A 14,737-nucleotide genomic window follows, 5' to 3' on the forward strand; every position below is an offset into this window, starting at 1 on the left:
CCTAAATGGTTGAATCTGAAGCCCAGGGGCGCCTTCCGGGAATCGCCCCGGTCTCCGTCGTCGACATTGGATCGAATTCCATTCGTCTGGTCGTCTACGAAGGCTTGTCCCGTTCTCCCACCATCCTCTTCAACGAAAAGGTCCTTTGCGGCCTCGGTAGGGGCATAGCCCTCACCGGCAAGATGGATGAGGAGAGCGTCGGCCGGGCTCTGGCGGCGTTGCATCGTTTCAAGGCTCTATCCGATCAGGCGCGCGCCTCGACCATGTATGTTCTGGCGACGGCCGCCGCGCGCGAGGCGAGCAACGGTCCTGATTTCATTCATCAGGCCGAGACGATCCTGCAGCGCCATGTCCGCGTGCTGTCAGGCGAGGAGGAAGCGAAATTCGCCTCGCTCGGCATCATCAGCGGCTTCTTCAATCCCGATGGCATTGCCGGCGATCTCGGCGGCGGCTCGCTTGAATTGATCGACATCAAGGGCAAGGAGGTCGGCAAGGGCATCACCTTGCCGCTCGGCGGCCTGCGCCTGTCGGAATATGCCGGCGGTTCGCTTTCCAAGGCCCGGACCTTTGCCCGCAAGCAGGTGAAAACGGCGAAGCTGCTGGCGAAAGGCGAGGGGCGCACCTTCTACGCCGTCGGCGGCACCTGGCGAAATATCGCCAAGCTGCACATGGAGATCACCAATTATCCGCTGCATATGATGCAGGGTTATGAGGTGTCGCTCGACGCCATCATGCTGTTCCTCGAACAGGTGGCGACCGCGCGCGACTCCAAGGAGCCGGCGCTGCAGGCCGTTTCCAAGCACCGCCGTTCGCTGCTGCCGTTTGGCGCAGTCGCCATGAAGGAAGTGCTGAGCGCGATGAAGCCCTCGGTGATTTCCTTCTCCGCGCAGGGTGTGCGCGAGGGCTATCTTTATTCACTGCTGTCGGAGTCCGAACGTCGCCTCGATCCGCTGCTTGCAGCGGCGGGCGAACTGGCGATCCTGCGTGCCCGCTCGCCGGAGCATGCGCGTGAACTGGCGGAATGGACGGGCCGGATGATGCCCTTCTTCGACGTCCAGGAAACCGAAGAAGAAAGCCGTTATCGGCAGGCGGCCTGTCTGCTCGCCGATATCAGCTGGCGCGCTCATCCCGACTATCGCGGTTTGCAGGCGCTGAACGTCATCGCCCATTCCTCTTTCGTCGGCATCAGCCACCCCGGCCGCGCCTTCATCGCGCTGACGAATTATTATCGTTTCGAGGGCCTACACGACGACGGCGCCACCGGCCCGCTGGCACAGATCGCCACGGCCCAGCTCATCGACCGCGCCAAGCTGCTCGGCGGCATGTTGCGCGTCGTCTACCTCTTCTCGGCCTCGATGCCCGGCATCGTCAGGAATCTGACCTTCCGCAGGTCGTCGAGCCCGGATTTCGACCTCGAATTCGTCGTGCCCCCGGAGTACCGCGACTTCGCCGGCGAACGCCTGGACGGCCGCCTGCAGCAGCTCTCGAGATTGACGAACAAGAGGCTGGCGTTCAGGTTCGAGTAGCCTGATTTGCGGCGCACTGTTTGCGCCGCCCCTCGTATTCCCTGCCAGAACGCCGAATTACTTCGCGTTCAAAAAACTCGCCAACTTCAAGCAGGCTGAATTCATTGTTGTCGGCCTTATCTACTGCGCGGCCGGCGGAGAAGGGCAGGTTGTTGTCGTTGCCGATGATGATGTGCGTGGCATCGACGCGATCGACGTTTTCGATCGTGACGAACGGCATGTCGTAGACGCCATCCTTGCTGCCGGCCTTCTTCTTGTTGTCGGGATCCCTGATATCAAGGAGATCGATATAGCCGATCTTGCGGACGGCCTTGCCGGAATTGGCGTCGTTGAACTCGATCTTGTAGACGCGTTTCAGTTCGGCCGGAGCTTCGAAGCAATCCGGCTTCGGCTGCTTCGGGTCGGCGCAGGCCTTGTCCTTGGTGCCGGCGCCGCTGTCGCGCTCGATGACGAGAGCGGTGGTCTCGTCGAGCATGTTGAAGTCGCCGATCGACACGCCCTTGTCCTCGAACGGATAGAGCCAGCTGCGGTCTGTCCACTTCTTGGAGGCGACGTCGAATTCGATGACGCGAACGGCGGTGTGGCCGTCGACCGATTCCATCTGGCCGTCATCCTTGTAGATGGCGCCTTCGAGCAGGCCATAGAGCTTGGAGCCGTCCTTCGACATGGCGAGGCCTTCGAAGCCGCCGGAGCGTTTCAGATTGAAGACCGGCATCTTTGCGGTCGGGTTGCCCGGCAGCTGGATCAGCGGATTGTCGGGCGAAAGCACCGGCTTGCCATCGAGCGTCGTCGGGAAGACGTCGGTCAGGCGGCCGTCGGTGTCGATCTTCAGGATGTAGGGACCGAATTCGTCGCCGAGCCAGAAGCCGTCGGCAACCGGCTGGATTGATTCGATATCGAAATCGGCGCCGGTGAGGTACCGCTTATCGGTGCCTTCGAGCACGATCGGGAACGGAGCGATCTTGTTCGGATCGGAGAGGAAGATGTTCTTGACGACCTCAGCCTTGTTGGCGGCCCAGTCGAACTTCATCTGGTGCAGGAAGAGCATGGCATCCGAAGAATTGGCCTTCGAGCCGAAACCATTATCCGTCAGCGTCCAGAAGGTGCCGTCGGCCATCGTCTTGATGCCCGAGAAACCCTGGATCGCCTGACCATCGAAGGGGAGCTTCAGATCGGTGACACGGGCGCCGTCCTTGCCGGGCACGGTGCCGAGCGCTTCGGTGCGCTTGCGGTCCGGCGTCGTAAACTTGCCGGCATGCTTGAGGAATTCAGGCGCGTCGGCCGGAGCCGGAACCATGGTGTTTGCAGGCAGTATCGCCTGGCCGGCGAGCTTGGCCTGAAACTCCTGCTGGTCGGCCGAAGCGGAGCCCGCAATCAGGATGAAAAGCGATACGGAAGCAAAAAGGACGTTCTTCATAATATCCCCCGGGAACGGATGCGAATGCCTTCCGCTTAACAGGGCTTCGGTGTCAGCGAATTGACGGTTGGGTGAAGCTTTGGTGACGGAGGGCCAAGCCGTTGCTCAGCCGTGCAGAATGACCGCGGGTGTGTTCAGCACGGTGACCGCGCGCGAGGAAAGCGCAATGACGCCGAGCGCCTGGCCGCGTCCCCTGAGGGCGTGAGTTCCGAGATCCTCACAGGAGATCTCGTCTGGAAATTCCATGCGCCCGGCAAGCTCGGCGGAAATCAGCACCGGCCGGTTCAGGCTGCGGCAGAGCGTCTCCAGCCGGGCGGTGGTGTTCACCGTGTCACCGAAATAGCTGATCTTGTGATGGTCGACGCCGACTTCGGCGGTGATGATCTCGCCACCGTGAAGGGCGGCGCGAAGCTTCGGCACCTGTCCGTAATTTTTCCGCCAACTGGCGGCATTGGCTTCGATATCGGCGAGAATGTCGAAGATGCAGCGGACGCAGCGAGCGCCCTTGATGCCGCGAGCCAGCGGCCAGGTGATGATCGCGGCATCGCCGACATAGTCGTTGATCATGCCCTTGTGGCGCCTGACGGGCTCGGCGAAGGTCGCAAACAGCGAGCTCAGCAGCTGTTGCGCTCTGAGGTCGCCGTGCTTCTCGGCAAAAGCCGTGGAATCGACGAGGTCGATGAACAGGAAGACACGCTCTTCCCTAACCGGATTGCGGTAGCGGCTGACGAGCATGCTGAGGAAAACGTCGCGGCCGAGCAGTTCCCGCACGCGCAGGATGAAGATCATCGCCGAGCAGACGGCAAGCGCATAGAGGAAAACCTCGTAAGGCATGATGACGAGATCGAGAAACGACGATGGCTTCACCATGCCGAGCGACGAGAGGAGCAGAGCGGCGCAGGCAAAGCCGATGCTCATCAGGATCTCGTAGATGACAAGCTCGGTAACGATGAAGGCAAAGGTCGGCAGCTTCTGGATACGTCTGTATAGGCCGCGAAACAGCGCCTTGCGCTCGAACGCTATGATCGGCATGCCGATGAAGAGCGCGAAGATTGCCCCGACCACGGGCGTCTGATTGGAGTAGAACATCATATCATAGGCGACGCCGCTGGCAGCCAGCACGATCGTGATCAGGATCCAGTTCTGCGTCGGAGATATTTCCCGCATGCCGCCTCTTCGCCGCGATGTTCGCTCCAGCCATTGTTTCAGCCGAGAAAAAGGCGTCAAGCGAATTTGATGTCGTCTCACAGGCTGACGGTTTCGACCTTCCTACCCACGAAGCGCAGTCCGATCTGGCCCTGGATCAGTTGCAACGCCGGTTCGCCGAAAAGATCGCGCCGCCAGCCATGCAGGGCAGCGACCTCGGCCTTCTCGCCATCGGCGGCGATCTTGTCGAGATCCTCGCTATTGGCGATCACCTTCGGCGCGACACCGTGTTTTTCCGAGATGAGCTTCAGGAGCACCTTCAAGAGCTCGACAGCAGCAGCAGCCCCTCGGGCGCCTGCGCCTGGCGCGGCACATGCGGCATGTCTGCCTTCGGAAGAGCAAGCGCCGTATTGACGGCCTCAACAACCGCACCGCCGGCGGCCGAGCGCTCCCAGCCTTTCGGAATGGTGCGCAGGCGGCCGAGCGCCTCGGAATCCTTGGGCTGCTGCTGGGCGATCTCGTAGATCGCATCGTCCTTCAGCACGCGCGAACGCGGCACGTTGCGGGCTCGGGCCTCGCGTTCACGCCAGGCGGCGACATATTTCAGGACCGCCAGCTCCTGCGGCTTGCGCAGGCGCATCTTCAGACGCTGCCAGGCGTCGTCGGGATGCATGTCGTAGGTTTCGCGCGCTTCCAGAATATCCATTTCCTCGGACAGCCAGGAGGTACGTCCTTCGCGATCGAGCTCCGCCTTCAGCGACAGGTAGACGTCGCGCAGGTGGGTCACGTCGGCCAGCGCATATTCCAGCTGCTTGTCGGAGAGTGGCCGGCGGCTCCAGTCGGTGAAGCGCGACGACTTGTCGATGTGGACGTTCTTGATACGGCTGACCAACTGATCGTAGGAGACGCTGTCGCCGAAGCCGCAGACCATTGCGGCGACCTGCGTGTCGAAGATGGGATGCGGAATGAGATTGCCGCGATTGAAGATGATTTCGATGTCCTGGCGCGCCGCATGAAAGACCTTCAACACTTTCGTGTCGGCCATCAGCTCGAAGAAGGGGGCAAGATCGATGCCCTTCGCCAGCGGATCGACAAGAACTTCCGTCGTCGGGCTCGCCATCTGGATCAGGCAGAGCTCGGGCCAGAATGTCGTCTCGCGCAGGAATTCGGTGTCGATGGTAATAAAGTCGGACTTGGCCAGCTCTTTGCAGGCGGCCGCCAAATCGGCGGTGGTTTCGATCATATCATTTCATTCGCAAGGAAAAGGTCGGTTGAACCTTCCTTCTCCTTTCGGTTCGATATGTCAATACAACAGCATACGCCTTCCAGCATTGCTGGTTAAGAATCACGTCCAAACTGTGGCAAAGCGAGCTTCAGCTCACTCTGACATAGCTCGTCATGCCCGTCTTCTGGTGCTCGATGATATGGCAATGCAGTAGCCAATCGCCGGGATTGTCGGCAACGAAGGCAAGCTGCACCTTCTCGTCCGGCTGGATCAGATAGGTATCGGTCACCAGCGGCATCACCTCCCGCGTCGAGGAGGAAATCACCGTGAAGCTCATACCGTGCAGGTGAATCGGATGCGCATGCGGCGTCGTATTTTCGAGGTTGAAGATATAGCTCTTGCCGAGCTTCAGCTCCGCCAGCGGCGCCGTCGGGTCGGGCGTATCACCCGGCCATGGCACTTTGTTGATGGCCCAGAAGCTGTAGCCGAGCGTGCCGCAGATGCTTTCGACGGCGGTATTCTCGGCGGTGGCGCTCAGCACCAGCGGGATTTGCTCGGCGGCGGAAATATCGGCCTTGCGGACCGGATTTTCGGCAAGTGGCCCGAGATCGCCGATATTGCGCTTCAGTGATGATCCGACCGCCCGCAGGCTGGCGATGACCTTTGGCGCCGTGCCGCGGATATCTTCGAGCGTCGCGACGGCGCCTTCTCCATCAGGCATGCGCACGGCAAGGTCGAGCCGCTGGCCCGGCCCAATCTGCAAGAGATCGAGCGGGAAGCGCTTGGGCACCGGATTGCCGTCGATCGCAATCACAGTGGCGTCGGCGCCTTCCATCTTCAGCGAGAAGATGCGCGTGACGTCGGTGACCGCAATGCGCAGCCGCACCAGCCCGCCGGCCGGCGCGTCATATTGTGGTTCCCGATGCCAGTTGGCGGTGCGCACCGTGCCGTAGGTGCCGCTCTTGGCAGCGTCGCGCGGCCGGAAGGGCGCAATGAACTGGCCGTCGCCGCCGAGCCGCCAGTCGCGCAGGTTGAGCACCACCTCCGCGTCGAACTCCGGATCGGCCGGATCTTCGACGACGATGACCCCGGTCATGCCGTGCCCCATCTGCGTCAGCGTATTGCAATGCGGATGATACCAGAAGGTGCCGGCATCGGGTGGCGTAAAGGCGTAATCGAAGCTGTCGCCGGTATAGACGTAAGGCTGTGTCATGAAGGGCACGCCATCCATGCGGTTGTCGATGCGAAGCCCATGCCAGTGGATCGTCGTCGGCTCGTCGAGCCCGTTTTTCAGTCGCGCCGCATAGGGGCGCCCCTTGGTCATCCTGAGAATCGGCGGCATCCCGTCATGACCCCAACTCATGATCTCCTTGGTCGGCCCCGCATCGGTCAGCATCGCCTCGGTCTTCACCGCCGTCAGCAACTGCGGCTCGGGCGCTGCCTCGGCAAGCCCGAATCGACCAGCAATGCCGATGCCGGCGCCATAGGCGCCGGCGACGGCGGATGCCTTCAACAGATTGCGGCGGGTAAGGAGAGGCATAGTGTGCTCCGCGATGAGAATGCCGTCCTTTTAAAGTTGACTGATAGTTTCATCAATACGGCAGGCGCAGCCAAACTGCCGCAGCGCGGAGATCGCAGCCTCGCCATAAAGGCGTACCAAACACCCGGCTGCGCGCGCCAAGCCTTGACAAATCGGAGCGTCCATGCGCTTTTCCGCCCGATTTTCTTGTCGGCGCTTGAGGGTCTTGGAGCCCTTGCAGCCGTCTCAGCACATCCAGGATTTGAGATCATGCATCGCTACCGCAGCCACACATGCGCCGCCCTCCGCAAGACGGATGTCGGCTCGACCGTCCGCATCGCCGGCTGGGTCCACCGCGTTCGCGACCATGGCGGCGTTCTCTTCATCGACCTTCGCGATCACTACGGCATCACCCAGGTCGTCGCCGACCCGGATAGTCCGGCCTTCAAGACGGCGGAAACCGTGCGCGGCGAATGGGTTATCCGCATCGATGGCCTCGTCAAGGCCCGCACCGAGGATACCGTCAACAAGACGATGGCGACCGGCGAGATCGAGCTCTATGCGCAGGAGATCGAAATCCTCTCCGCCGCCAAGGAATTGCCGCTGCCGGTGTTCGGCGAGCCGGAATATCCCGAAGACGTCCGCCTCAAGTATCGCTTCCTCGACCTTCGCCGCGAGACCCTGCACAAGAACATCGTCAAGCGCACCCAGGTCATCTCGGCCATGCGCCGCGAAATGGGCGGTGCGGGCTTCACCGAATATACGACGCCGATTCTGACGGCCTCTTCGCCGGAAGGCGCGCGCGACTTTCTCGTGCCGAGCCGCATCCATCCCGGCACCTTCTACGCCCTGCCGCAGGCGCCGCAGCAGTATAAGCAGTTGCTGATGGTTGCCGGCTTCGACCGCTACTTCCAGATTGCGCCGTGCTTCCGCGACGAAGACCCGCGCGCCGACCGTCTGCCAGGCGAATTCTACCAGCTCGACCTCGAAATGAGCTTCGTGACCCAGGAAGATGTCTGGAACACGATGGGCCCGCTGATGACCAAGGTGTTCGAGGAGTTTGCCGAGGGCAAGCCGGTCACCAAGGAATGGCCGCGTATCCCTTATGACGAGGCGATCCGCAAATACGGCTCCGACAAGCCTGATCTGCGCAACCCGATCGTCATGGAAGCGGTGACCGAGCATTTCGCGGGCTCCGGCTTCAAGGTCTTCGCCGGCATGATCGCTTCCAACCCGAAGGTTCAGGTCTGGGCGATCCCGGCCAAAACAGGCGGCAGCCGCGCTTTCTGCGACCGCATGAACGCCTGGGCGCAGAGCCAAGGCCAGCCGGGCCTCGGCTATATCTTCTGGCGCAAGGAGGGCGACAAGCTCGAAGGCGCCGGACCGCTTGCCAAGAACATCGGCGAGGAGCGCACCGACGCGATCCGCACCCAGCTCGGCCTCGATGACGGCGATGCCTGCTTCTTCGTCGCCGGCGAGCCGGAAAAGTTCTACAAGTTTGCGGGTGAGGCGCGCACCAAGGCTGGTGAAGAGCTGAACCTCGTCGATCGCGACCGTTTCGAACTGTGCTGGATCGTCGACTTCCCCTTCTTCGAATGGAGCGAGGAAGAAAAGAAGGTCGATTTCGCCCACAACCCGTTCTCGATGCCGCAGGGCGGCCTCGAAGCGCTGCAGAACCAAGATCCATTGACGATCAAGGCTTTCCAGTATGACGCCGTCTGCAACGGCTTCGAAATCGCCTCGGGCTCGATCCGTAACCAGTCGCCGGAAACCATGGTCGCCGCCTTCGAGAAGGTGGGGCTGAGCCAGCAGGACGTCGAGGATCGTTTCGGCGGCCTCTACCGCGCCTTCCAGTATGGCGCGCCTCCGCACGGCGGCGCCGCCTTCGGCATCGACCGCATTATCATGCTGCTCGTCGGCGCGAAGAACCTGCGCGAAATCTCGCTCTTCCCGATGAACCAGCAGGCCCAGGATCTCCTGATGGGCGCGCCGAGCCCGGCAACGCCGACGCAGCTGCGCGAACTCGCGATCCGGCCGATCCCGCCGGTGAAGAAGGACTGAGTTCGGCTCATTTTCGAACGGAAAAGCCCGGCGACTGTCAACGCCGGGCTTTTGCTATTTCGGTCGCTCACAAGGCCGCATAGATCGCCTCGCGCAGATCGACCGTGAACTTGCCCCACATGCCTTCAAGCGTCGTGTTCGTCAGCGCAACGACGGTCAGCCCGTTGACCGGATCGATGAACCAGCTGTGGCCGTAGACACCGCCCCATTTCAGCGTGCCGGCGGGGAAGGGGACGCCTGCCGCGACCGGGTCGGTGATTACAGACCAGCCGAAGCCGAAGCCGGAGCCAGGTTCGTATTGCTGGCGATGACCGCCGGCCTGGTCCGTCGTCATCATCGCTACGGTTTCGCTCGAAAGCAGCGGTGCGCCGCCCTTGCGGATGGTTTCGAGTACGGCGAGCACATCGCCCGCCGTTCCTGCCATGCCGGCGCCGCCCGAATGATAAGAGGCGGGATCGAAGATACGGTTCGGCGCGAAGCGGATGGGCCCCATCTGCGACATCACCACCGCATTCTCTCCCATGAGCGCCGGTTCAGGTGAAGCATCCATATAGGCGGCAGCGAGCCGACTGCGGTCGCGAACCGAAAATGCGGTATCGGCAAGACCGAGTGGCTTCATCACCAGATCAGCGATTGCCTCGCCCAGCGGCATGCCGGTTTCCGCCTCGATGACGCCGCCGAGAGCATCCATGGCAACGGAATATTGCCAGTCGCTGCCCGGCGTGAAGCGCAGCGGAGCGCTGGCAATCCGCCGGAGGTTTTCGGCAAGCGCCAGACCCGGTTGGTCAAGGCCGTCGGAAACGCCGGCGCGGGCATATGGGCCGCCGTCCTCGTAGGAGAAACTGTAGCCGAGACCGGAGGTATGGGTCAGCAGGTGGCGGATGCGGATGGTTGCTTCACCGCCATCGGGTAGCCTTGGCCGGAAGTCCGGCAGCCATCTCGTTACCGTGTCGGCGAGCCCGATTCTTCCCTGCTCGACGAGCCGCATCGCGGCGATGGTGACAATCGGTTTGGTGATGGAGGCGAGTCTGAAGATGGCGTCCTCGCGCATCGCCACGCCGTTCTCGCGATCGGCAAGGCCGGCGGCACGGCGATGGGCGATTTCTCCGTCGCGGGCGACGAGCACCACCGTTCCCACAAGCCGCTTGTCGTCGAGCGCGCTTGTGATCGCGGCGTCGACGGCCGCGGCAAGGGGCGAATTCCTGTTGGTCTCTGCCTTTTCGAGGGGAAGACTCATCGGACTAAACCTCCTATAATCACAATGATCGTTCCTGAATATAGCAAGCCGCCCGGAATTTCTAGAGTGACCATTGTGAAAAATAGTGCTGACGTGAAAAATCCTGCCGCCCGCCGCCGCGGTCGTCCGCCGGCCTTCGACCGCGAGGCGGTCCTGACGGCCGCCCGCGAGACTTTCTGGGCGCGTGGCTATGAGGGCGCATCTATCGCCGATCTCACGGCTGCCATGGGCATCACACCGCAAAGCCTCTATGCCGCCTTCAGCTCGAAGGCCGATCTCTATCGCGAGGCGCTGCAGCAATACCGTATGCTCGGCGCAAACACTTTCTCCGCGCTCGCGGAGCCGATCGACACCGTCTCCGCCTTCGAGTGCATATTGCGGGGTTCGGCCGCGATTTTTTCGGCGCCGGAGCATCCGAAAGGCTGCATGATCTCGACGGCGGTGCTGAACTGCGCCAGCGAGAACGACGCCGTTGCCGATCATGTCGCGACCCTGCGCAGCCAGTCGCTGGATGCCTTCGCCGCAAGGATCGAGCGCGGCATTCGCGAGGGCGATATCAGGGCCGGGACCAACGCACGCGCACTGGCGCGGTTCCTAGGCGCTATCGTGCAAGGGATGTCGGTGCAGGCGAGGGACGGGGCATCCGTTGAGGAGTTACTCGATATCGCAGCTCTCGCGATCGCCGAAGTCGCCCGCCACCGCGCCTGAAAACGAAAAAGGCCCGGCATAGGCTGCCGGGCCTTTCATCGCGAGATCGGGCGATCAGTCGTTGGCCGAAACCTTCACGCCGAGCACCTGCGGCAACGTGTTTGGCGCGCCCATGGCGGCGCCCACGATCGTCGGGAACGGCACCGGCTTCTCAGGGGCGGCGCTCACCGTCAGACTCTTCGGGTCGTCCAGGAACGTGTTGACGGCGGCCGAGACGGCATTCTGCAGCTCCGGAATATTCAATTGCGCCAGCATGATCGGCGTCATCGCCTTCAGCGAATCCGCCATCTGCTTGCCGGACATGTTCTGCTGCGAACCGGCATAATCGAGCGCGCGCTTGGTAATGGAAGCATCGTCGAAGCGCACCTTCGCGCCCTCGAAGGACAATTGCTGCATCAGGCCGAGCATGGCAAGGCCGAGCGCCTGCTGCGACTGCTCCTTGTTCGCATTGGCTTCGGATTCCTTCATCGCATCCTGCATCGACTTCATGAAGGCCATCGTGTAGCCCGAAATCTTGAAGCCGAGGTTCAGCTTGCCGATGTTGGTGAAGTCGAAGGCGATTTCCGAAACGTCGATCGTGCCGGGCGCGAGTTCCCAGGCACCCTTCATGGTGATGTCGCCCTGGACGTGCTGCAAGGCGAGCTTTTCGATCGCGTCCTTGCTCTGCGCATCTTCGGCCTTGCTGAGGTCGGCCTTCATGCTCTTGAAGGCGCCATCGAAATCGAAGCCGGATTCGTCTTCGCGCAATGTCAGATTCATATCGCTTTCGAGCACGGAGAAGACTTCCGCGCCGTCCTTGACCACTTTCAGCGGGCCGGTATGGGCGGTTTCGTAGAGCATCATGGTATCGAGCGTGTCGCCGCCAGGGGTTGACGGGACGGAGATGCCGCCGAGCGTCAGTTCCTGTGCCGTCACGGTGACGCCGTCTTGGGTCTTGTTGATGTCGGGGAAGGCCGCTTCTTCGATGTAGTAGCCGCCGTCCTCGTCTTCTTCGACGCCGGAAAGCGTGACTTCGCCGATGGGGAGGCTCTCGCCGGCGGTTGGTTTGACGCTGACATTCTTCAAGGTCACGGTCGTGCCGCTGATGTCGATGCCGTCAGCCGAAATCGTTCCGCCCTGTGCGGCATAGGCGGCATTGAGCTTCTTCAACAGGTCAGCGCCGTCGAGAGCGAAAGCCGAGCCGGCGAGCGAGAAAAAGGCTGCGCCCGTCAGCATCAGCCGCGTTGTCCGGGAAAAATTCATGGGGTGATTCCTCTGGTGGCGTGTGGCGGTTCAGAAATCTGCAGTTACGCTACTACGGATTAGGTCCGCTTTATATTGTGGACCACTAATTTTTTGTTGAAAGGAACGGCAAACGAAATCCAAATTGTGGGTGATGAGCTTGTCTCATCCTTTGATGTCAGCCGGAAGACTTCATCCACAGTTGCAATAGGCCGGATTCCTTGCCCGCCAGCCTCTTCTGGGCTAGTCAAGACCCATGGGACAAGAGATTTTGCCGCCCTCGGGCGGAGACGACGACAACATCCAACCGGTCGACCTCAAGGCGGCGCTCGAGCAGCGCTATCTTGCCTATGCGCTATCGACCATCATGCACCGCGCCCTGCCTGACGTGCGCGACGGATTGAAGCCCGTCCACCGCCGCATCGTCTACGCGATGAACGAAATGGGGCTGAGGCCGACGTCGGCCTTCCGGAAATGCGCCAAGATCGTCGGCGAAGTGATGGGTAACTACCATCCGCACGGCGACCAGTCGATTTACGACGCGCTTGCGCGTCTCGCCCAGGATTTCTCGCAGCGCTACACGCTGGTCAACGGTCAGGGCAATTTCGGCAATATCGACGGCGACAGCCCCGCCGCCATGCGTTACACCGAATCGAAGATGACGGCGGTTTCCGAGCTGCTGCTCGAAGGCATCGATCAGGATGCCGTCGATTTCCGTGACACATACGACGAATCGAATTCCGAGCCGGTCGTCCTCCCCGGCGCATTCCCGAACCTGCTCGCCAACGGCTCCTCCGGCATCGCCGTCGGGATGGCGACCTCGATCCCTTCGCACAATGCCCACGAGCTTTGCGACGCTGCCCTGCATCTGATCAAGCATCCCGATGCGACCGTCGAGAAGCTCGTCGAATTCATTCCCGGCCCGGACTTTCCGACCGGCGGCATCATCATCGACAGCCGTGACAGCATCATCGAGAGCTACCGCACCGGCCGCGGTGGTTTCCGCGTGCGGGCGAAATGGCAGAGCGAGGATCTCGGCCGCGGCGGCTACCAGATCGTCGTCACCGAAATTCCCTTCCAGGTTCAGAAATCGCGGCTGATTGAGAAGATCGCCGAGCTGTTGATTGCCCGCAAGCTGCCGCTGTTGGAAGACATCCGCGATGAATCGGCCGAGGACATCCGCATCGTCCTGGTGCCGAAGAGCCGCACCGTCGATCCGACGATCCTGATGGAATCGATGTTCAAGCTGACGGAGCTCGAAAGCCGTTTCCCGCTGAACATGAACGTCCTGTCCATGGGCCGTATTCCCAGGGTCATGGCGCTGAACGAGGTGCTGAAGGAGTGGCTGGATCACCGCCGCGAAGTGCTGCAGCGCCGTTCCCGCTTCCGTCTGGCGGCGATCGACAGACGCCTCGAAATCCTCGGCGGTCTTCTGATCGCCTACCTCAATATCGACGAGGTGATCCGGATCATCCGCGAGGAAGACGAGCCGAAGCCCGTCATGATGGCGCGATGGGATCTGACCGATAATCAGGTCGAGGCGATCCTCAATATGCGGCTGCGCGCCCTGCGCAAGCTGGAAGAATTCGAGATCCGCAAGGAGTTCGACGAACTCACCAAGGAAAAGGACGAGATCGAGGCGCTGCTTGCCTCCGACGACAAGCAGTGGCAGACGGTCGCTTGGGAAATCGGCGAGGTGAAGAAGAAGTTCGCAAAGGCGACCGAGGTCGGCCGCCGTCGCACTCAGTTCGCCGACGCGCCCGAAGCTGACGAGGAAGCGATCCAGCAGGCGATGATCGAGAAGGAACCGATCACCGTCGTTATTTCAGAAAAGGGCTGGATCCGCGCGCTGAAGGGCCATATCGCCGATACGGCGACGCTGACCTTCAAGGAAGGCGACGGCCTGAAGCTGGCCTTCCCGGCGCAGACGACGGACAAGATCTTGATCGTCACGACGGGCGGCAAGGCTTTCACCCTCGGCGGTGACAAGCTGCCGGGCGGCCGCGGCCACGGCGAGCCGCTGCGCATCATGGTCGATATGGACAACGACCAGGCGGTGCTGACCGCTTTCGTCCATGATCCGTCGCGCAAGCAGCTGATCGTCTCGACTGCCGGAAACGGTTTCGTCGTTCCCGAGGCCGAGCTGGTTGCCAATACGCGCAAGGGCAAGCAGATCATGAATGTCGCGCTGCCCGAGGAAACACAGCTGCTCGTGCCGGTCAGCGGCGACCATGTCGCCGTCGTCGGCGAAAACCGCAAGCTGCTGGTCTTCCCACTGGTGCAGGTGCCGGAAATGTCGCGTGGCAAGGGCGTGCGCCTGCAGCGTTACAAGGATGGCGGCATTTCCGACGTCCGCTGCTTCGCGATATCAGACGGCCTTGTCTGGGAAGACAGCGCTGGCCGCACGTTCACGAAAAACAAGGACGAGCTTGCCGAGTGGCTGGCCGATCGCGCCACCGTCGGCCGCACCGTGCCCAAGGGTTTCCCGCGCAGCGGCAAATTCGCCGGTTAAGGCTCGAGCAATTCCCCGCAAAAGCGTGCAGCGCTTTTGCAGGGAATTGTGCAGAAACAAAAAGATAGAGCATTTCCGTAAATCGGAGAAAAATGGAATGCTCTAAATTCGCGCTCGGCTCTTGGCGGGCGCGGCAACTCCTCTATCTCATTCCTGTTACCAAAA

8 protein-coding genes and 2 pseudogenes are annotated in these 14,737 nt (G+C 61.6%); 4 read left to right on the forward strand and 6 right to left on the reverse strand.

Features of this window, described 5'->3' with window-relative positions:
• The first annotated feature begins 5 nt into the window (after nucleotides 1–5).
• Entirely contained in the window at nucleotides 6–1,526 is a 1,521-nt protein-coding gene (gene ppx / locus NE852_RS07565; protein WP_008522229.1) for an exopolyphosphatase, read from the forward strand.
• Between the two features lie 73 nt (nucleotides 1,527–1,599).
• Here ppx and NE852_RS07570 read toward each other — a convergent pair.
• The 4 genes and pseudogenes from NE852_RS07570 to NE852_RS07585 all read right to left on the reverse strand — a co-directional run.
• Nucleotides 1,600–2,943, reverse strand: a pseudogene (locus tag NE852_RS07570) (esterase-like activity of phytase family protein); the annotation flags it as partial.
• Between the two features lie 105 nt (nucleotides 2,944–3,048).
• Entirely contained in the window at nucleotides 3,049–4,110 is a 1,062-nt protein-coding gene (locus NE852_RS07575; protein ID WP_008522225.1) for an adenylate/guanylate cyclase domain-containing protein, read from the reverse strand.
• Nucleotides 4,111–4,187: 77 nt separating this feature from the next.
• Nucleotides 4,188–5,332 (reverse strand): annotated as a pseudogene (gene rnd / locus NE852_RS07580) (ribonuclease D).
• 130 nt (nucleotides 5,333–5,462) lie between these two features.
• The gene (locus NE852_RS07585) at nucleotides 5,463–6,854 is read right to left on the reverse strand and encodes a multicopper oxidase family protein (RefSeq protein WP_258156361.1); all 1,392 of its coding nucleotides are present in this window, start codon (nucleotides 6,852–6,854) and stop codon (nucleotides 5,463–5,465) included.
• Between the two features lie 249 nt (nucleotides 6,855–7,103).
• On the opposite strand from NE852_RS07585, the gene aspS reads away from it, so the two are divergent.
• On the forward strand, nucleotides 7,104–8,894 hold the full coding sequence (gene aspS, locus NE852_RS07590; protein WP_258156362.1) for an aspartate--tRNA ligase: 1,791 nt from the start codon (nucleotides 7,104–7,106) through the stop codon (nucleotides 8,892–8,894).
• Nucleotides 8,895–8,961: 67 nt separating this feature from the next.
• On the opposite strand, the gene NE852_RS07595 is transcribed toward aspS, so the two are convergent.
• Nucleotides 8,962–10,131 carry a serine hydrolase gene (locus NE852_RS07595; protein ID WP_008522186.1) on the reverse strand — a complete coding sequence of 390 codons (1,170 nt, stop codon included), beginning with the start codon at nucleotides 10,129–10,131 and terminating at the stop codon, nucleotides 8,962–8,964.
• A gap of 66 nt (nucleotides 10,132–10,197) precedes the next feature.
• Between NE852_RS07595 and NE852_RS07600 the strand changes: the two genes are divergently transcribed.
• Complete coding sequence (locus NE852_RS07600) at nucleotides 10,198–10,839, forward strand: TetR/AcrR family transcriptional regulator (RefSeq protein ID WP_258156363.1); 642 nt, start codon at nucleotides 10,198–10,200, stop codon at nucleotides 10,837–10,839.
• Nucleotides 10,840–10,893: 54 nt separating this feature from the next.
• Here the strand turns inward: NE852_RS07600 and NE852_RS07605 are convergent, their stop codons facing one another.
• Nucleotides 10,894–12,081, reverse strand: coding sequence for a membrane protein (locus NE852_RS07605; protein ID WP_008522176.1), 1,188 nt, complete (start codon nucleotides 12,079–12,081; stop codon nucleotides 10,894–10,896).
• A 235-nt stretch (nucleotides 12,082–12,316) separates the two neighbouring features.
• Here NE852_RS07605 and parC point away from each other — a divergent pair, with 235 nt between their 5' ends.
• Complete coding sequence (parC, locus tag NE852_RS07610) at nucleotides 12,317–14,572, forward strand: DNA topoisomerase IV subunit A (protein ID WP_008522174.1); 2,256 nt, start codon at nucleotides 12,317–12,319, stop codon at nucleotides 14,570–14,572.
• Nucleotides 14,573–14,737 lie beyond the last annotated feature (165 nt).

The organism is Rhizobium sp. Pop5 (assembly GCF_024721175.1).
GTDB lineage: Bacteria > Pseudomonadota > Alphaproteobacteria > Rhizobiales > Rhizobiaceae > Rhizobium.

Bases quoted from the DNA above. Each gene is read 5' to 3' on its own strand.
- ppx (WP_008522229.1), top strand. From the start codon at position 6: ATGGTTGAATCTGAAGCCCAGGGGCGCCTTCCGGGAATCGCCCCGGTC.
- NE852_RS07575 (WP_008522225.1), bottom strand. From the start codon at position 4,110: ATGCGGGAAATATCTCCGACGCAGAACTGGATCCTGATCACGATCGTG.
- NE852_RS07585 (WP_258156361.1), bottom strand. From the start codon at position 6,854: ATGCCTCTCCTTACCCGCCGCAATCTGTTGAAGGCATCCGCCGTCGCC.
- aspS (WP_258156362.1), top strand. From the start codon at position 7,104: ATGCATCGCTACCGCAGCCACACATGCGCCGCCCTCCGCAAGACGGAT.
- NE852_RS07595 (WP_008522186.1), bottom strand. From the start codon at position 10,131: ATGAGTCTTCCCCTCGAAAAGGCAGAGACCAACAGGAATTCGCCCCTT.
- NE852_RS07605 (WP_008522176.1), bottom strand. From the start codon at position 12,081: ATGAATTTTTCCCGGACAACGCGGCTGATGCTGACGGGCGCAGCCTTT.
- parC (WP_008522174.1), top strand. From the start codon at position 12,317: ATGGGACAAGAGATTTTGCCGCCCTCGGGCGGAGACGACGACAACATC.